The 17,866-nt window shown below is 74.6% G+C and carries 14 protein-coding genes and 1 tRNA gene; 5 read left to right on the top strand and 10 right to left on the bottom strand.

What is annotated here, in order from left to right; all coding sequences use genetic code 11:
* Positions 1-22: 22 nt before the first annotated feature.
* On the bottom strand, positions 23-988 hold the full coding sequence (locus ACZ4Z1_RS14180; protein ID WP_468486853.1) for a D-2-hydroxyacid dehydrogenase: 966 nt from the start codon (positions 986-988) through the stop codon (positions 23-25).
* Positions 989-1,195: 207 nt separating this feature from the next.
* On the opposite strand from ACZ4Z1_RS14180, the gene ACZ4Z1_RS14175 reads away from it, so the two are divergent.
* The 3 genes from ACZ4Z1_RS14175 to ACZ4Z1_RS14165 all read left to right on the top strand — a co-directional run bounded on the left by ACZ4Z1_RS14175 (position 1,196) and on the right by ACZ4Z1_RS14165 (position 4,310).
* Positions 1,196-2,125: a maleate cis-trans isomerase family protein gene (locus ACZ4Z1_RS14175; protein WP_468486852.1), complete on the top strand. Its 930-nt coding sequence runs from the start codon at positions 1,196-1,198 to the stop codon at positions 2,123-2,125.
* Positions 2,126-2,263: 138 nt separating this feature from the next.
* On the top strand, positions 2,264-3,049 hold the full coding sequence (locus tag ACZ4Z1_RS14170; RefSeq protein ID WP_468486851.1) for a maleate cis-trans isomerase family protein: 786 nt from the start codon (positions 2,264-2,266) through the stop codon (positions 3,047-3,049).
* A 112-nt stretch (positions 3,050-3,161) separates the two neighbouring features.
* A complete protein-coding gene (locus ACZ4Z1_RS14165; RefSeq protein WP_468486850.1) occupies positions 3,162-4,310 on the top strand; it encodes an LLM class flavin-dependent oxidoreductase in 1,149 nt (382 codons plus the stop codon).
* A 104-nt stretch (positions 4,311-4,414) separates the two neighbouring features.
* On the opposite strand, the gene ACZ4Z1_RS14160 is transcribed toward ACZ4Z1_RS14165, so the two are convergent.
* Entirely contained in the window at positions 4,415-6,319 is a 1,905-nt protein-coding gene (locus tag ACZ4Z1_RS14160; protein ID WP_468486849.1) for a putative bifunctional diguanylate cyclase/phosphodiesterase, read from the bottom strand.
* Between the two features lie 361 nt (positions 6,320-6,680).
* On the opposite strand from ACZ4Z1_RS14160, the gene ACZ4Z1_RS14155 reads away from it, so the two are divergent.
* Positions 6,681-7,934 carry a M6 family metalloprotease domain-containing protein gene (locus ACZ4Z1_RS14155; RefSeq protein WP_468486848.1) on the top strand — a complete coding sequence of 418 codons (1,254 nt, stop codon included), beginning with the start codon at positions 6,681-6,683 and terminating at the stop codon, positions 7,932-7,934.
* Between the two features lie 121 nt (positions 7,935-8,055).
* Here ACZ4Z1_RS14155 and ACZ4Z1_RS14150 read toward each other — a convergent pair.
* From ACZ4Z1_RS14150 to ACZ4Z1_RS14120, 7 genes are all read right to left on the bottom strand, one after another.
* A tRNA-Lys gene (locus ACZ4Z1_RS14150) sits at positions 8,056-8,129 on the bottom strand.
* A 68-nt stretch (positions 8,130-8,197) separates the two neighbouring features.
* Complete coding sequence (locus ACZ4Z1_RS14145; protein ID WP_468486847.1) at positions 8,198-8,983, bottom strand: hypothetical protein; 786 nt, start codon at positions 8,981-8,983, stop codon at positions 8,198-8,200.
* Between the two features lie 209 nt (positions 8,984-9,192).
* The gene (locus ACZ4Z1_RS14140; protein ID WP_468486846.1) at positions 9,193-9,579 is read right to left on the bottom strand and encodes a hypothetical protein; all 387 of its coding nucleotides are present in this window, start codon (positions 9,577-9,579) and stop codon (positions 9,193-9,195) included.
* Positions 9,580-9,789: 210 nt separating this feature from the next.
* Positions 9,790-11,148, bottom strand: coding sequence for an AAA domain-containing protein (locus ACZ4Z1_RS14135; protein ID WP_468487023.1), 1,359 nt, complete (start codon positions 11,146-11,148; stop codon positions 9,790-9,792).
* Positions 11,149-11,174: 26 nt separating this feature from the next.
* Entirely contained in the window at positions 11,175-12,833 is a 1,659-nt protein-coding gene (locus ACZ4Z1_RS14130) for a hypothetical protein (RefSeq protein WP_468486845.1), read from the bottom strand.
* On the bottom strand, positions 12,824-14,134 hold the full coding sequence (locus ACZ4Z1_RS14125; protein WP_468486844.1) for a hypothetical protein: 1,311 nt from the start codon (positions 14,132-14,134) through the stop codon (positions 12,824-12,826). The genes ACZ4Z1_RS14130 and ACZ4Z1_RS14125 overlap by 10 nt, the downstream gene beginning before the upstream one ends.
* A complete protein-coding gene (locus ACZ4Z1_RS14120; RefSeq protein WP_468486843.1) occupies positions 14,034-15,161 on the bottom strand; it encodes a phosphatase PAP2 family protein in 1,128 nt (375 codons plus the stop codon). The genes ACZ4Z1_RS14125 and ACZ4Z1_RS14120 overlap by 101 nt, the downstream gene beginning before the upstream one ends.
* A 316-nt stretch (positions 15,162-15,477) precedes the next feature.
* Here ACZ4Z1_RS14120 and ACZ4Z1_RS14115 point away from each other — a divergent pair, with 316 nt between their 5' ends.
* The gene (locus ACZ4Z1_RS14115) at positions 15,478-16,071 is read left to right on the top strand and encodes a histidine phosphatase family protein (protein WP_468486842.1); all 594 of its coding nucleotides are present in this window, start codon (positions 15,478-15,480) and stop codon (positions 16,069-16,071) included.
* Positions 16,072-16,133: 62 nt separating this feature from the next.
* Here ACZ4Z1_RS14115 and ACZ4Z1_RS14110 read toward each other — a convergent pair whose 3' ends face one another.
* Positions 16,134-17,801 carry a tetratricopeptide repeat protein gene (locus tag ACZ4Z1_RS14110; protein ID WP_468486841.1) on the bottom strand — a complete coding sequence of 556 codons (1,668 nt, stop codon included), beginning with the start codon at positions 17,799-17,801 and terminating at the stop codon, positions 16,134-16,136.
* Between the last annotated feature and the right edge of the window lie 65 nt (positions 17,802-17,866).

Here is a 17,866-nt window from a genome sequence, read left to right as displayed (position 1 = left end):
CCGCCTCCACGGTCCCGGAAGATCAGGAGCCCGGTACGTAGCCCAGCCGCTTGTCCACCACATTGGTGAGCGGCTCGCCCGCCGCCCACCGGTCGAAGTTGTCCGCGAACTGCTCGGCCAGCGCGTCCCGCCAGCCCAGCGTGTCGCCGCTCATGTGCGGGGAGACGATCAGGTGCGGCACGTCCCACAGGGTGCTGTCCGCGGTCAGCGGCTCGTGCTCGAAGACGTCCAGGGCCGCCGCCGCGATACGCCACTCCCGTAGGGCCGCCACCAGGTCGTCCTCGACGACGAGCGGCCCGCGGGCCACGTTGATGAAGCGGGCCCGCTGCCGCATCCGGCCGAAGGCGGCCCGGTCGAACATGCCGCGCGTCTCCTCGGTCAGCGGCGCCGCGCACACCACCCAGTCGGCCGTGCCCAGCAGACCGTGCAGCGCGCCGCCGGCGTGCACCCGGCCGAAGTCGGGATCGTCCGTACGTTCCCGCCGCCCGACCAGGTCCACCCTGACACCCAGTGCCAGCAGTGTCCGGCCGATGGCCCGGCCGATCGGCCCCGAGCCCACCACGACGGCGCGGCTGCCCGCCACCCGCAGCGTCTCCCGGTGCCGCCAGCGCCGCTGCCGCTGGAGCTCCCAACTTCCGTAGAAGTCCTTGGCCATGGCGATCACCAGTCCGGCCACGTACTCGGCGATGGGCTGCTCGAAGACGCCGCGCGCGTTGGTCACCAGGGTCTCGTCCGCAGCCAGCTCCGGGCACATCAGCCGGTCCACGCCCGCGCTCGCGGTGTGCACCCAGACGGGGCGCGGGCCGCCGCCGGGCCAGGCGTCCCGGATGGCGTCGGAGGTGAAGTCCCACGCCAGGACCACGTCCGCGTGCGGCAGTTGGTCGGCGAAGGTCTTGTCGTCGGCGTACACCAGCCGGGCCCGGCCGGCTAGCCGGTCCAGTTTCGGGGGCGGGTCGGAGCCGAGGACAAGGACGGTGCTTTCGGACATAGGCCAGAAACCGTTCTGAAACGTGAGCCCCTTTGAATGAAAGGAGGCGCCGACAGATGCCTGAGATGCGAGGATTGACCACGCTAAGAAGTCGTAACTACCGTGTCAACAACGGCTCTGTCCCGACGTCCCCGGCTTGTGCCGGTCGCACCAAACCCCTGGCCAAAGGCCTTGCCCTTACCAGCCCTTCGTTCTTCTGGGGGCATCATGGACGTCTCATTTCTGGGGGGACCGAAGCCTCAGCTCGGTGTGGGTGTCGTCGCTCCGTTCGACTTCGCCCTGGACCGCGAGCTGTGGCGCTGGATCCCCGACGATGTGTCCCTCCACCTCACCCGGACCCCTTTCGTGCCCGTCGAGGTGAGCCTCGACCTGGCCCGCCTCGTCAGTGAACACGAAACCCTGCATGCCGCCGTCCAGGCGCTGTGCGCCGTCTCCCCGCAGGTCGTCTCCTACGCCTGCACCTCGGGCAGCTTCGTCGGCGGCATGGCCGGCGAGCGCGCCATGTGCACCGCCATGACCCAGGCGGGGGACCGGCTCCCGGCGCTCACCACCTCCGGCGCGCTCCTCGAAGCGCTGCGCGAGATCGGCGCGTGGCGGATCGCGGTCGTCACCCCCTACACCAAATCCGTCACCGACTCCCTGGAGGAGTACCTGAAGGAAGCCGGCGTCACCGTCACCGGACGCGCCTACCTGGGCCTGACCCGGCACATCTGGAAGGTGCCGTACCGGGATGTGGTCGACATGGCCCGCCAGGCCGTCGTCGGCGCCGCGGACGCCCTGTTCATCAGCTGTACGAACCTGCCCACGTACGACGTCATCCCGCAGCTGGAGGCCGAGCTGCGGATGCCGGTCCTGTCGGCCAACCAGGTCACGATGTGGGCTTCCCTGCGGGCCATCGGGGCCGAGGCCGTCGGCCCGTACCAGGCGCTGGTGGACCCCGTCGCCAGACGCGGACCGGCCTCCATGACCGCCTCCTGGGCCCCGGAGGAAGGGGCCGGGATACCCAGGCGCGGCGGCCTGTCCGAAGCGGCGTTCGCCGGGTCGGCGGTCCCGTCGTCCGAGGCGGAGCCGGCCGACGGACCGGACGCGCCGCCCTTTCATCCCCCGGAGGAGCCCGGCCCGCCGGCACCGCTGTGACGTGTACGGGCGGCGCCCGGCCGGATGCCGTCCCCACCCCGCCTCCACCCGCGCGCCCCGCGCACGTACGCCCGGGGCGGCGCGCGCACCGCAGTACGCACCCCCACACGCATCCCCCCACCCAGTCAGGAGACGTGCATGGCATCCACGGTCGGCTTCCTCTACCCCGGCCACTCCGCCGAGGACGACTACCCCCGGCTCGAAGCGCTCCTCGGCAACGGCCTGAGCCTGCCGCTGGTCCACACCGACATCGGCGAGGACGCCCACCGCGTCGATGCGCTGCTGGAGATGGGCTCCGCCGCCCGGCTCGCCGCAGGCGTCGCCGAACTGAAGAGCCGCGGCGCCGAGGCCGTCGTCTGGGCCTGCACCAGCGCCAGCTTCGTCTTCGGCTGGGAAGGCGCCCACGAGCAGGTGCGCGAACTGTCGGCCACCGCCGGGCTGCCCGCCTCCAGCACCTCCTTCGCCTTCGCGCACGCCGTACGGGCCCTGGGCGCCGAGCGTGTGGCCATCGCCGCGACCTACCCCGACGACGTCGCCGAATGCTTCCGCGCCTTCCTGAAGTCCGCGGGCACGGAAGTCGTCTCGACGTGCGGCAGCGGGATCATCACCGCCGCCGAGGTCGGCACCTGGGGCCTGGAGGAGGTCCTGCTGCTCGCCCGTACGGGGGACCATCCCGACGCCGAGGTGGTGCTGCTCCCCGACACGGCCCTGCACACCGCCGGTCACGTCCCGGCCGTCGAGGCGGAGCTGCGCAAGCCGGTGCTCACCGCCAACCAGGTGACCGCCTGGGAGGGGCTGCGGCTGCTGGGCCGCACGGTCGCCTGCCCGGCGCTGGGCACGCTGTTCGCGGGGGCGTCGGGGGCGTCGGGGACGTCGGGGGCATCCGGGGCATCGGGGACGTCCGAGGCGTCGGCGCTGGGATAGGAGCGGCCGCCGGAGGGCCCTCCTCGCCCGCCCGGTCGCCCGCCCGGGAATAACCGGAGAAGTGCTCCGGTTATTCTCCCGGCAGACCAGCGACGCGAGGAGGGCCCGCACCGTGAGCGGCGACCACGACGAGATCCGGGACCACGACGGCAACCGGGCCGATGACGGAGTCCGGGACGGCGACGGCATCCGGGGCACGGCCCCCGGCGCGGCGCCCGTACCGCTGTCCGTACTCGACCTGGTGACCGTGGGCGCCGGGCACACCGCTTCGGAAGCCGTACAGACTGCCGTCGGCATCGCCCGCACGGCCGAGCGCCGCGGCTTCCACCGCTACTGGGTCGCCGAGCACCACTCCATGCCCGGTGTGGCCTCCTCGTCCCCCGCGGTCCTGCTGGCGCACCTCGCCGCGCACACCGACCGCATCCGGCTCGGTTCCGGCGGCGTCATGCTGCCCAACCACGCGCCGCTGGTGATCGCCGAACAGTTCGGCACGCTGGAGGCGATGGCTCCCGGCCGGATCGACTTGGGCCTCGGCCGCGCGCCCGGCACCGACGGCGCCACCGCGGCCGCGCTGCGCCGTACCGAGCGGCTCCATGAGGGGGCCGACGAGTTCCCGCAGCAGCTCGCCGAGTTGACCCGCTTCCTGGACGACGACTTCCCCGACGGGCACCCGTACAGCCGTATCCACGCGGTCCCCGGTCCGGTCCAGGCGACGTACCCCGGCGGGGTCCAGTCGGCGCACCGGCCGCCGCTGTGGCTGCTGGGCTCCTCCGGCTTCAGCGCCCAGCTGGCGGGCCGTCTGGGCCTGCCGTTCGCCTTCGCCCACCACTTCTCGGCGGCGAACACCATCCCCGCGCTGGACCTGTACCGCGAGTCCTTCCGCCCCTCCGCGGTCCTCGACGCGCCGTACGCGCTGATCGGCGTCGCCGCGCTGGCCGCCGAGGACGAGAAGGAGGCGCACCGCCAGGTCCTCACCGGCGCGCTGTCCATGGTCCGGCTGCGCACCGGGCGCCCCGGGCTGGTGCCCGGCCCCGAGGAGGCGGCGGCGTACCCGTTCAGCGGTATGGAGCGCGACTTCGTCGACAGCTGGCTGTCCAACATCATCTACGGCACGCCCGACGCGGTACGCACCGGCCTGGACGACCTCGCCAAGCGCACCGGCGCGGACGAGCTGATGATCACGGCCAACGCGCACGGCGGTGACGTCCGGCTGCGTTCGTACGAGCTGATCGCGGACGCGTACGGGCTGCCGACGACGTGACGAGCGGGCTCCCGAGGGCGTGACGGGCGGGCCGTCGGGGAAGCGGACGGACGCATCGGATCGGGCGGGGGCGCGCGCCGGTCCGCCCGCTCCCTCGGCCGCTGCTATGCGCCGGCCTGCCGCCGCCCCGTACCGATCAGGTCGCAGACCCGGTCCGGGGGCACCGGGCGGGAGTAGAGCCACCCCTGCCCGGTGTCGCAGCCGATCCGGCGCAGCCGTTCCGCCTGTTCGGCGCTCTCCACGCACTCCGCCGTGACCGTCAGGCCCAGCCGGTGCGCGAGCGCCACCAGCGCCTCCACGATCGTCTCGTCCGCCGGATTCGGGTGCTCCTGCGAACGGAAGCCCCGCACGAAGGAGCCGTCCAGCTTCAGGACGGACACCGGCAGCCTGCTGAGGTACGCCAGGTTCGAGTAACCGGTCCCGAAGTCGTCGATGGCGATCCGTACGCCCATCTCGCTCAGCGCCTGGAGCGCCTGGAGCGGGCGCCCGGCCGACCCCATCACGGCCGACTCGGTCAGCTCCAGCTGGAGCAGGGCCGGCGGCAGCCCGGTCTCGGCGAGGATGCCCGCCACGTCCGCGACCAGGTCGGAGTCCCACACCTGCCGTACGGCGACGTTCACGCTGACGAACAGCGGCTCGGCGCCGGGGCGCGCCAGCTGCCAGGCGCGGGCCTGGTGGCAGGCGCGGGCCAGCACCCAGCGGCCCAGCTCGACGATCGAGCCGTTCTCCTCCGCCAATCCGATGAACCGATTCGGCGACAGTGTGCCGAACTGCGGATGCCGCCAGCGCACCAGCGCCTCGACGCCCTGCGCCCGCCCGTCACCGAGCCCGACCAGCGGCTGGTACTCCAGCGTGAACTCGCCGCGGTCCACCGCCGGACGCAGCGTGCTGGACAGCGCCTGGCGGGTCATCCGGTGCGCGTTGCGCTCCGGGTCGAAGAGCGTCCAGCGGGCCTTGCCGTCCTCCTTCGCCCAGTACAGCGTGGTGTCCGCGGCCTGCATCAGGCCGGTCGCGGTGGTGCCGGTCGCCGCGCGCTCCACGACGCCGATGCTCGCCGAGACCGACAGCCGCTGCCCGGCCAGGTCGAACGGCCGCTGCAGCGCGTCCAGCACGCGCTGCGCCAGTTCGGCGAGCTGCTCGGTGCCGGCCGAGTCCTCCACCAGCAGCGCGAACTCGTCGCCGCCCAGCCGTGCCACCAGGTGGCCGCTGCCGCCGCGTACCGCGCCGCGCTCGGTCAGGCTCTCGGCGCAGTGCGTCAGGCGCTGTGCCACCGCGCTCAGCAGCCGGTCGCCGACCCGGTGCCCGAGGGTGTCGTTGACGGCCTTGAAGCCGTCCAGGTCGAGGTAGCACAGGCCGACCCGGCCCGTACCGTGCTGCTCGAAGGCGGCCGACTCCAGCGCGCCCGCCAGCCGCTCGAAGAACAGCGCGCGGTTGGGCAGCCGGGTCACCGGGTCGTGCATCTGGAGGTGGCGCAGCCGGGCCAGCAGGTCGTGCCGGTCGCTGATGTCGGACACGGACAGCAGGACGCAGTCCTCGTCCGGCAGCGGCTCGACCGTCACCTCGGCCCACAGGAACTGTCCGTCGGGATGTTTGAGCCGTCGGGTGCACCGCAGCCGTTCGCTGTGGCCGCGCAGCACCTCCCGGTAGGCGGCCCAGATGCGCGGGTCGGTGCCCAGCTCGGTCAGGTCGGCGGCGGTCGCCGCGACCAGGTCGTCCGGCGCCGCGCCGACCAGTTCGCCGAAGGCGGGGTTGGCGGCGAGGACCAGGCCGTCGCGGTTCAGTACGGCCAGCGGGGCGCGTGCGGCCCGGAAGGCGGCGCGGTAGTCGCGCAGTGAGGCCGCCGAGCCGTCGTCGGCGTCGGGTTCGCCGCGGGCGCCGGTCCGTGGCTCGCCGGGCGGGCCGGGCCGGGGGTGTCCGTCGGCCGCGGTGGGGCCGACGGTGGGTGCCGGGCCGGAGGCGTCGTCCGGGCCTCCGGCGGATTCATTGGTCGGTTCATTACGCTCCGTCACCGCGGAGAGCGTCGTTCCGGGCGCGCGGCCCGTGCCGCCGGGGTATCCGCTCACTGCTCGCTCCCGCATGGCGCTTGTCTCGTGATGGAGGGGGGAATCCGCGCTGGAAAGTGTGGCGATCATAGAGGCTGCCGCAAGGGCCTATCCAGCGACGTAACCGTGATCATCGGCACCCGTGGCGGAAGTTTGGCCATTTCCGTCCGGCTGTGTTCGTGCGTATCCGGTCAACGATCGATAGTGACTTTCCGTTACGGGGTGGGGAGTTGGGGCGGTCACTCGTCTGGGGCCCCGGAACAGGACGGAATCCGGCGAATCCCCACAAGGTGGTGAGGGTGCTCCGAATCCGTACCGGGAGGTCGATGTGCCACGCGCCCAGCAACCTCCGGAGGTGGACCGGCACGTGCTGCGCCGGGTGGCCGCGGTGGCCACCTCCCTCAGCGCGGTCATAGCCACCTCCGTCATCTCGGGCCCCGCCACCGCGTCCGAGGGGTCGCTGCCCTGCGCCCTGGCCCGCACCGAGGCCCATCACTCCGAGGGCCTGGACACCTGGAACCGCGCCTACCCCCGCCCCGCCCGCGCTCTCGACGCCGTCATGGTCTTCCTGTCCTTCCCGGACTCCGAGCCGGCCGCCGACCCCCGGGAGCTGGCCGCCGACTATTTCCCGGCCACCTCCCGATTCTTCGAGCGTGCGTCCTACGGCCGCTTCACCCTGCGACCGGACATCCAGCGCCGCTGGGTGCGGATGCCGCAGGCGTCGAGCACGTACGGCATACGCCGGGACTGGGACGCCGGCCGCCGCGCCGCCTACCTCCGTGACGCGGTCGCCGCCGCCGACGGCTCGGTGGACTTCAGCCGCTACGACGTCGTCTACCTCGTCGCCGACCCGGACGCGGCCGGCGTCGACTCCGACGCCACCAAGGTCGTCAACCTCGACCGGCCGCTGCACGCCGACGACGCGGACCTCAGCCGGTTCGTCACCGTCTTCGAGCAGAGCCCGCCGGACCGCAACGTGCTGGCCCACGAGACCGGCCACGTCTTCGACCTGCCGGACCTCTACCACCGCCCCCAGGACGGCAAGGGCGACTGGGACACGTACGTGGGCGACTGGGACCTCATGGGCAGCCAGTTCGGCCTGGCCCCCGACCCCTTCGGCTGGCACAAGTGGAAGGTCGGCTGGCTCGGCGACCGGCAGGTGACGTGCGTCTCCCTCAGCCGGGAGCGGCGCTCCTCCGTGCACACCCTGCGGCCGCTGTCCGCCCCCATGGGGCCGGGTGACGGGCGCCGGGCGCGGCTGCTGGTCGTACGCACCGGCCCGCGCAGCGCGCTGGCCGTCGAGGCGCGCGGCGCGGTGGGCAACGATCACGACGTCTGTGCCGAGGGTGTCCTGGTCTACCGCGTGCACAGCGAGACCGCGTCCGGGAGCGGCCCGGTGGAGGTACTGGACGGTCACCCCGGTACCGAGGCGTGTTGGGGGACTTCCGTATTCCCCCGGCTTGCTGATGCGCCGCTCGGCGTAGGCGAAAGCTTGGACGACGCCGAGGACGGGGTGCGGGTGCAGGTGTACGGAAGGTCGCCCTCGGGGGACTGGACGGTGAAGGTGGCGCGGAGCGGCTGAGCGCCGGTGTCCGGGCCCCGGCCTCTCCGCTGCGGCGCTCCCGGCACTCCGGTTTTCCGGTTTTCCGGTTTTCCGGCGCACGAAGAAGGCCCCCACCGAGGTGGGGGCCTTCTTCTGTCGGTGCGCCGCCAGGGACTCGAACCCCGGACCCGCTGATTAAGAGTCAGCTGCTCTAACCAACTGAGCTAGCGGCGCCTGCTGACGTGGAAAACATTAGCATCCTGATCGGGCGGCGCAAAAATCGATTCCGCGGAGCCCGCCTTTCACCGGGGCGTACGGGGCGTGAAGCCTTGGGCGGCCCCGGTTTCCGGGGGTTCCGGGGTGGTGGTGGCGCTGGTCACAGGGGTGGGGGCGGCGGGGACCGGGGTGGCGGGGGACAGGTCGGACGTGGCGGCGGAGGGTGGCGCCGTTCGGGTGGTGGCGGCGGTGATGGTGGTGGCGCGGCGGGTGGCCCGTATGCAGGCCCAGAGGAGGGCGCCGGGGCCGGGGAGCCAGGGGTGGCGTACGTCCGGAGCGACCAGCCAGCGGGAGTCGGTGAGGTCCTGGGGGGTGTGGGCTGTGTGATCGGCGTGGGCCGTGCGGGGGGCGCGGGGGGTGTGCCGGGGCTCCGGGGGTGGCTGGGGCGGCCGGGGCGGGAAGAGGGGCGGGACGGTCACCGCGTCGCCCGGCCCGTGGCAGAGCAGTGGCGGTACGGAGCCGGACCACTCCTCCCAGCCGAGCAGGGCGGGCAGCCGCCGGGCCGTGCCGGGCTCGGTGAACAGCAGGATGCGGCCGCGGTGGGTGGCGACCGGGCCGGAGCCGGGCCCCGCGGTCCATAAGCGGTCCACCAGGTCGCGGCCGAACAGCGCGGGCGCGTTGATCACGTCGAAGACCGTGCCGCACGGGAGGGTGCTCGGGGCGTCCGGGCGCGCCGCCCACCGGGCGTGCACGCTCTCCGGGCTCGGGTCGGCGGAGGCGAGCCAGTCGGCACCGGCGAGGGTGACGTACGCCGCGGTGTGGAACGTGGCGGGGGCGGGACGGCGGGGGTGCTCGGAGGGCCAGTCACTCATGAACCCTGGTTCTACCGGTACGAGGTGTTCCGTTTCTGCAGAATGGCCGAAATCGGGACAGGCCGGGGCGGTGTGGGGTATGTTCCCGCGCCCGCATATGCCAACGACCCATGATCAGCCTGCGGGATCATGGGCCGGGTGAGGGCTGGGGCGCGGGCATCGGCCGGGCACGGGCCCGGGGCCCGCGCACGGGCCGGGAGGCGAACCGTTCAGTCCGTGGCGTCGAGGCGGCTGCCCCCACCGCTGCGCAGCAGGCCACGGCCAAACTCGACCATCTTCGCCGTGTAGTCCTCGGTCCAGTCGGCGCGCTCCGCGATCACGGAGAGCGGCAGCCGGTCGAAACGCCCCGGGTCGGCGAGGTGGGCCGCCGCCATCGCCTGGAACTCCGTGGCCCGGTCCGCCGCCGCACGGAAGGCGAGCGTCAGCTCGGTGGAGCGGGCGAGCAGCTCCTTGGGGTCCTCGATGGACTCCAGGTCGAAGAAGTGCTCGGGGTCGGACGTGGCCTCCGGAGGCTCGAAGAGCAGCGGAGCCGGTTTCAGGCGCCGGGGCGCGGAGGCGGCCCCACGCGGGTCGGAAGCCGGTTGCGGCTCGGACATGTACGTACCTCCTGGATCGTGTGCCGCGTTCCATTGTCCCGCGCCGCGCAAGTGCGCCTGGGGACGCGCCCTTACGGGGGCTCGTCCGCCCACCGAGGGGCGGCGCACCGCATGCCGCGCGCCCCTGTTCCGCGCCCGCACCGCCACCGTACGACCGTACGCGGCGCACGACGGCGGCAATGCGCCGTTCCGGCTGCCGCGCGCCCCCGCTCACGGCCGCCACGCCACCCGGTGCTCGTTCAAGTGCGCCAGGACCGCGTGGTTGGCTTCCCAGCCGTCCGGGAACTTGACCGTGACGCCCAGTTGGACGGGCTCGGCCGAGGGGTGCTCGTCCAGGAGTTCCGGTACGCCCGCGCGGCAGACCACGATGCAGGCGTGCCGGTGGCGCGAGGCCAGCACGCACAGCCGGCCCGTCTCCAGATGGAAGGCGGTCGCGTCGGGGCGGCCGGACAGCGGGTGGAGGAAGACCGTGACGTCGAACTCCCGTCCCTGAAGGCGGTTGGCGGTGTCCACCGCCACCCCGCTCACGCCCAGGCCGGCCAGCGCGGCCCGTACCGCCGCCGCCTGGTCGCGGTGGGCCGTGCCGACCGCGATCCGGCCGGCCGTCAGCGGCGCGGGGCCGGGGCCGCGCTCGCTGGTCGCCACGCCGCCCCGGTCGAGCAGCCGCCGCACCACCCGCGCGATGGCGTGCACCGCCTCCGGGTCCGTACGCGGGGTGTGGCGGGCGGGCAGTTCGAGCAGGCCCCAGCCGGACTCGGCGGCCTCGTCCAGAACGCGGTCCACCCCCGAGCCGTCGGAGGGCACACCGAAGGCGAGCCGCCGGTCGCCGTGGTCCGTACCGCTGCGGAACGGCGTGTACGGGTAGAACGCGTCGGAGACCAGCCGCGCCGCGGAGGCGGGCAGCCGCCACGACACCGGCAACCGGTGCTGCGGCAGGCCGGGATTGTGCGCGAGCAGGGTGGTCACGGCGCTGGCCGACGGGTCGTACGCGAGTCCGGCCCACTGCTCGGCGCCGACCACGCTGAACGGGTCGAGCTGCCCCGGGTCGCCCACGAACAGCGCCCGCTCGAACAGCCCGCCGACGGCGAGCAGCGCGTCCGAGCGCATCTGGTACGCCTCGTCCACGATGGCGTGCTGCCACGGCTCGTCGACCTTCGTGTACGCCCACTTGGCGGCCGTCGAGACGACGATGTCCAGCCCGGCCAGGTCGGCGACTTTGGAGGACGTACGGACGGCGGGCAGCTCCGCGAGCGCCGGGTCGAACGCGCCCGGCTCGCTGCTGTGCAGCCGGCCCACCGGCAGCTCGGGGTCCTTCTCGGCGATGCGCAGCACCAGATCGTCGACCTGCGCGTTGGTCTGCGCGACGATCATCAACGGGCGTCCGGCCGCGGCCAGTTCCCGGGCCGCCCGCACCACCAGCGTGGACTTGCCCGCGCCGGGCGGCGAGTCGACGACGACACCGCGGTGCGAGCCGTGCAGGGTGCTGTGCACGATCGCGTCGGTGGCCTCGGCCGCCGCCGCGCCGGGGTCGAAGGGCGCCGCGCCGTCCGGCCGCCGGGCGGCGGGCACGTCGGGGTGCGCGGGGCGTGCCTCGGTCACAGGAAGTCCTCCGCGGTGACGGGATCGGGCTGGTCCACGGGCCGTACGGCGGCGTCGGCCGCGGGCGGCCCGCCATGCGTCCACGGCGTGTCCTCGGGCTCGGGCAGCTCCGGGCCGCCGCGCGGCTGGTGCTCGAACAGGGTCCAGCACACCCGGTCACCGAGCCCGGGCACGGTCCCGGGCTCCGGGGTCTTGCCGCGTCCCATGCCGCCGGTCAGCCGGATGATCAGGCCGAGCGGACCGTCCGCCGGGGCGACCGACGCGTCCGTCGGAGCGCCTGGGCCGTCCGCCGGACCGTCCGGTCCACCCGTCGAACCGCCCGCCCCGTCCGCAAGCGCGCCCGCCCCCTCCGTCACGTACGCCACGAACTCGGCGGGCTGCGCCTTCCCGTCCGGCAGCGGGCGGTACAGCTTGCCGCCCTCGGCCAGCTGCGGCCGGTCGTCCGTCCAGAGCGTCACCAGCGGGCGCGGCATCGGCCGCTTGCCCTGCGAATACGCCATCTCCACCCCGGTCACGTGACCGGCCAGGGCTTCCCCGGCGAGCCGCCGGCCCGCCATGACCAGCGGGTCGTCCAGCGCCTCCTGCGCGTCCAGCTGCGCCTGGGCGGTCTCCCGGGAGGACAGCTTCCGGGCGGCAGTGATCGCGTCGTCCCGCTTGGGCTGCGGCGGCTCACCGGCCCGTACCCGGTCGCGGTGGGCGGTGTACGACCAGCGGTCGCGCTTCCACCGGTCGGCGACCCGGGCGCCTTCCGGCAGGGCCCGCAGCAGGTCGATGCCGTGCCACACGGCGTCCCAGGCAGGGCGCAGCTGGCTCTCGACCAGCGCGCGGATCTCGTCCTCGGCACCGGGCAGCCCCGCGTCGTAACGGGCCATGGCCGGGGCGAGGCGCTTGTTGTCGAAGGCCGGGTCGGTGGCCGGGCCGGCCGGCGTGCACAGCAGCTGGCCGTCCGCGTCCCGCGCCGTCTCCGCGCGCCGCGCGGCCGTCGCGCCGTGCTCGCCCTCGGGAGGGTCGATCCAGGCGAGCAGCGCGCCCAGGTGCTGGTCCTCCAAATTGCTCTGGCCGGTCGCCCAGTGGCGGGAGAGCAGTCCGGTCATCGGCAGCAGCAGACTCGCGCCCGGCACCCGGGCCCGCTCGCCGAAGTGCGTGAACCAGCGGCCCAGCAGGGGCACATGAGGAGGCGCCGGGTGCGGAGTGTCCGGTTCCTGTTCGGCGGTCCGCCGGAACCGCATGGACCGGCCCAGCAGCCGGACGTACTCCACGCCCGCCGCACTCGGCACGATCACCTGCGGCGCGTCCGCGCACAGCTCGACCTCGACCGGGACCCTCCTGCCCGTCTCCGGGTCGGTCTCCTTGCGCTCCGCCGGCTCGACGGTGTCCGCGTACCCGTCCACGTACGGCAGGACGGTCTCGGCCAGCTCGGCGAGGAAGGCGAACCGCAGATCACGGTCGCGCGGCTGGGGTACCGCGAGCAGCAGCGGCTTCTCGCGGTCGGTGCCGACCAGCGCACCCAGCGGGGCGCCCGCCTCACCCGCGGTGGTCAGCGGGACGAACACCAGCGGACGAGCGGACAGATGCCGGTGCCGGACCGTCGTCAGCGGCTGCGCGCGGCCCGCCGCCACGGCTTCCATCCTGGCGAGCACTTCGGTCAACGACATGCCGGTCCCTCCCCGAAGCCGTCGCGTGCGACGGCAGTGGCCAGCGCCTCGGCGCGCAGGGCCGCCGCCCGGCGCAGCGCCTCTACGGCGGGGACGTCCGTGTCCGGGGCGGGGCCCGTGTCAGGGGAACGGGCGGCCGCGCCCGCAGGTCCGTCCGCCGGGGCCGCCACGCTCTTCGTACGCGCCGCCGCCAGCACCTCCTCGACCGTACGCAGCCCGCCCAGCTCACCGCGCACCCCGCGGCCCAGCGACTCCACGGCGCCCGCCGCACGCGCCCGCTCCCGGCAGTGGAACGCCAGCTCGCAGGCGGCCAGGCACTCCGGCGCGTACGCCGCGTCCACGGATTCGACGGCCTCGGTCAGCTCGGCGGCGGACCGCGTCACCGTCTTCCCGTCGTCCGCGAGCCGCAGATCGAAGGTGGTCCCGGGCGGGAGCTGCCCGGCGATCTCCTCGACCTTGGTGAGGCGCCGCAACTGGCGCTCGGTGGTGGCCAGTTGCTTGCGGATGTCGACGGCCTCGGCGGTGGGGAGGTTCGCGAAGTCCTTCGGGCAGACCAGCAGCACCCGGTCCCGCACCGTCACCGCGCGGCCCGTACTGGCGAGCACCTGCCCGGCCACCCGCCGCAGCGCCAGCACGTACACCGCCGCCTGCCGGGCCGCCGCGCCCACCTTGGCCGGATCGGCGGAACCGTCGATCATCGGGAAGGACTTGATCTCCACGACCGTCCAGCCGCCGTCCGGATGCACCACGACCGCGTCCGGCTCCAGGTAGGCGGGCGACCCGGCCACGTCCAGCATGATCAGAGGGTGGTCCAGCAGCGTCCAGCCGCCGGCGGCCGTCGCCTCGCGCAGCGCCAGGGCCGTACGGGCGGCCCGCCCCTCGGGACCGGCGGCGGACAGGTCGGGTACGGCGACCCCGCCGGGCTCGGGGGCCGCCGCGCCGCCGCCCATGCGCTCGTACAGCAGCCGCATCAGGTCCGTGCCGTCGTCGGCCTTGACGCGGGCCTCGAAGGAGTTGCCCCGGGCCAGCGCGAACTGCGACTGCCCGAAGGGCGCGGGCGACCCGAGGGCGCCCGCGAGCGCCGCCTTGTCCACGCCCGCGCCGTCCAGCAGCGCGCGGCGGCGGCAGCCGGGGTTGGCGGCCAGCGCGGCGAGCGCACGGGCGTCCAGCGGCCGCGGCCGTACGCCGGGGCCGCGCAGCTCACCGAGCCGCTGTCGCAGCCCCGTCGTCGGCTGCGGCAGCGGAGGCGGCTCCGGCGGCCGGTCGGCCGCGGCGGGTCGGCTGTCGCGGAAAACGTTCACCCGCGGAAGTCTGGCATCCGCCACTGACATTCGCGTGCGCCCCTGGCACCCCAGCGGCCGGAAGGTCGCGCGCGGCACCCGCGCGGGGGCCGCCCATGTCTCCGGCAGGGCTGTCCGCACGTGCGCCGAAGCTGTCCGCGTCTCCGACTGGGCTGCCCGTGTCCGCGGGGCTGTCCGCGCCTCCGGCAGGGCTGTCCAGCCTCGCGCCGGTTCCGTCCGCGCCTCCGGCAGTGCCGTCCGCCCCCGCCTCGGAGCCGCCTTCCCGGAACCGCCCCCGCACGCCGTCCGCCAGCCGCAGTGCCGGGCGCGTCAGCAGCAGGCCCACGCCCATCACGGCCGTACCGGCCAGCGCGTCGAGCAGGTAGTGGTTGGCGGTGCCCATCACCACCAGCACGATCAGCAGCGGGTACGCCACCCCCAGGATCCGCGTCACCCGTGACCGGCCGTGCCGCCACAGCACCACGCCGCACCACAGGGCCCACCCCACATGGAGGCTGGGCATCGCCGCGAACTGGTTGGTCATGCCGCCGAGCCCGCGCGGCGCGCTCGCGTCGTCGCCCCACCACCCGTACGAGGAGAACTGCGCCATGGTGTCCGCGAAGCCGCTGCCCGCCTCCAGCAGGCGCGGCGGCGCGGTCGGCAGCAGCGTGAAGCCGATCAGTCCGATGAGGGTGGCCAGCATGAGCCACGTACGGAGCGCCCGGTAGCGGGCGGGGCGCCGGTTCCACAGCCATATGAGGACCATGGGCGTGACCAGGTAGTGCAGCGAGGCGTAGGCGAAGTCGGCGGGGACGCCGAGAGCGGGCGTAGCGGTGAAGAAACGATTCAGCGCACGTTCCGGGTCCAGCCGCAGCAGCTCTTCCCACCGCAGGATCGTCCGGCCGTGCCCCGCGGCGGTGTGCGCGTCACCGCGGGCCACGAGGCGGCCCGCGGAGTAGGCCACGTACACGAGGGCCAGCAGTGGCAGTTCCGTCCACCACCGGAGCCGGCTGCCGGCTGCCGCGGGGCGGCGCGCTACGGCGTCCATCCTGGTCGTTCTCCAACGTGCGGGGCCCGTGGCGGATCGGTCGCGGGCCTGGTGCCAGGGGTGCGGCGCGGTGCGGCACCCGTCGGCGCGGAAAACGCCGACCCTCCACCGTACGCCTTATGTCGCGAAAGTCCCGGCGCGGAGGGGTCCACCCTGGCGTACCGGGGCGATGCGCGATGATGGAACGGACGGCCACCGCCAAAAGGCGACGGGAGCCGGACCCGGATCAGCGCCGATCGGGCACAGACGAGCAGGAACAGCCCCGAAGCGGGCTCCGAAGACGGAAGAGCCGAGCAATCGGCCAGAGGTATTCCCCATGGCACCGCGCATTCTGCTGGCCCGGCACGGGCAGACGGAGTGGTCCCTGTCCGGCAAGCACACCGGACGTACGGACATTCCGCTCCTGGAGGAGGGCCGCCGCGGCGCCAAGCTCCTGGGGGAACGGCTGCACCGCGCGCCCTGGGACGGCCTGCCGGACGTCGAGGTCCGCACCAGCCCCCTGGTGCGCGCCAAGGAGACCTGCGAGCTGGCCGGCTTCGGCGACCGGGCGCAGGACTGGGGCGCCCTCATGGAGGTCGATTACGGCGCGTACGAGGGCCTGACGCCCGCCGACATCAAGGCCGGGCGCCCGGACTGGCTCATCTGGCGCGACGGTGTCCCCGAGGGCGAGACGCTGGCCGAGGTCGCGGCGCGGGCCGACGAGGTCGTGGAGTGGGCGCGCTCGGCCGACCGGGACGTCCTGATCTTCGCGCACGGCCACATCCTGCGCTCCCTGGGAGCCCGCTGGCTCGGCCTCGACGTCTCCTTCGCCGCCCGCATCCGCCTGGAGCCGACGTCCCTGTCGGTCCTGGGCTGGGCATATGGGGAACCGGCCATCGAGCGCTGGAACGACACCGGCCACCTGGGCTGAGACCGGCCCGGCCCGCCTCCTCGGGAGGGGGCTCGGGCCGGCCGGGGCGATGACACCGGCTCTCAGCCCGTAGGCGCGTCCGACCGCTGCCCCGGCCGCGCACCGTACGCCGTCCGCCGCCGGCCCCGGCCGGCCGTGGTCCGCACGGGCGGCCGGGTGGCGGCGTGCCGGTCCAGGAACGCGCCGACCTCGTCGCCCGTGCGTCCCGCGCCGTCGCGGTACGGCCGCAGCGCCCGCGCCGTCGAGTCCAGCATCGTGCGGATACGGGCCGACCGGACGTCCTCCAGGAGGAGCAGGGCCCGCGTCCCGGCCGACGCGGCCTCCTCGGGCGCCCGGCTGAGCGCGAGATCGCCCGCGAGTTCCGCGGTGAACAGGGCGATGTTCCGCGTGAAGTGCGGGTCCTGGAGCGCCACCGCCCGGCGCGCGTGCGTCGCCGCGCGCCCCTGCTCGCCCAGCGCGGACCAGCACTGCGCCTCCAGCCCCGCCAGCTCGGCCTCCCCGTAGAAGGACATCCACTCCGGGTCACTGTCGGACGGCCCCCGGGCGAAGAGCCGCTGCGCCCGAAGGAGCGCCTGCTCGCAGCTCCTGCGGTCGCCCAGCCCCGCCCAGCCGCCCGCCTCACGCAGCGCCAGGAGGGACAGCAGGCGCGCCGATCCCAGCTTCTTCGCGGCCTGTTGGGCGGCCTGCGCGGCGCGTACGGCCTCCCGGGGGCGGTTCGCGTCGCGCGCCAGGAAGGCGGTGTTGCAGAACGCGTGCGCCTCCAGGGCCGCGTCACCGGCGACACGGGCGGTGGCCAGCGCTTCGGCGTAGTGCGACCGGGCGTCGCCGAACCGGCCCGAGTCGTGGGCCAGCCAGCCGACGGAGATGGCCAGTTCGCCCGCTCCTGTGTGCAGGCGGTCGCGGACGGAGCCGCGGTGCACTCCGGCGTCCAGCAGCTCGTACGCGGTCCGCAGCGGCTTCGCGGCGCGCCGGTAGAGGCCCTCGCCGCCGTGCCGGTCGTCGAGCAGCCGGATACGGCGTACCGCCTCCTCCACGGCCGCCGCCTCGGACGCGCCGGCCCGCCCGGGGCCGCCCCCGGGGGCAGGGCCCGGTACGCGGGGCACCGCGTCCGGTACGCCGGACGCGGCCGCGGCCTCCGGGACGAACGGTGGCAGGGCGGTGAGCCCCAGCGCGGCGGCCGGGCCGCCCGTGATGAACGCGCGACGCAGCACGTCGCTCTCCTTGCCGGTCTGGATGTCCGTATCGCGATGCCCGGGCCCGGCCCCGGGCCCCGCCGGGTGCCCGGCGGCCGGCCCGGCGCCTGTCCGTGGTCCGGGAAGCGCCCCGGCGCCCGCCCATGCGCCGGGAAGGGCCCCGGTGTCCGGCCGGGTGCCGGGCAGCGTCCCGGCGTCGCGCCCCGCCTCCGTACCGCCGCCTCCCCGGGCCGTACGGGCCCGCCGCCCGCGCACCGTCTCCCGGGGCGCGAACCCCATGTCCGCGAGCGTGAGCCCGGGGAACATGTGCCGGAAGACCCGTTCGTAGGCGTAGTTCGGACACCGGATCTCCCCGGCCTCGACGCGGCCCACGTACCGGGCGTCGCACGCGACCTGTTCCCCGATCTCGCGCGCGGCGCGGCGCACCGACGCCGCGAACTCGCCCGGCGACAGCCGGCCGCGCAACTGCCGGAAGGCGCGGTTGGGCTGGGCGGGGACGTGGGGGGACGACGCTGGTCTCGCAGCGGGCGACGCCATGGCAGATCCTCCGTGCCGGCTCGGTGCCGGCTCCGTGGCGGTGCCGCGGCCTGGCGGTGCGGCGG

The sequence above is a fragment of the Streptomyces sp. NPDC030165 genome (assembly GCF_055573595.1).
Note: the sequence above shows the minus strand (reverse complement) of the source record. Positions and strands in the feature narration are given on the sequence as shown.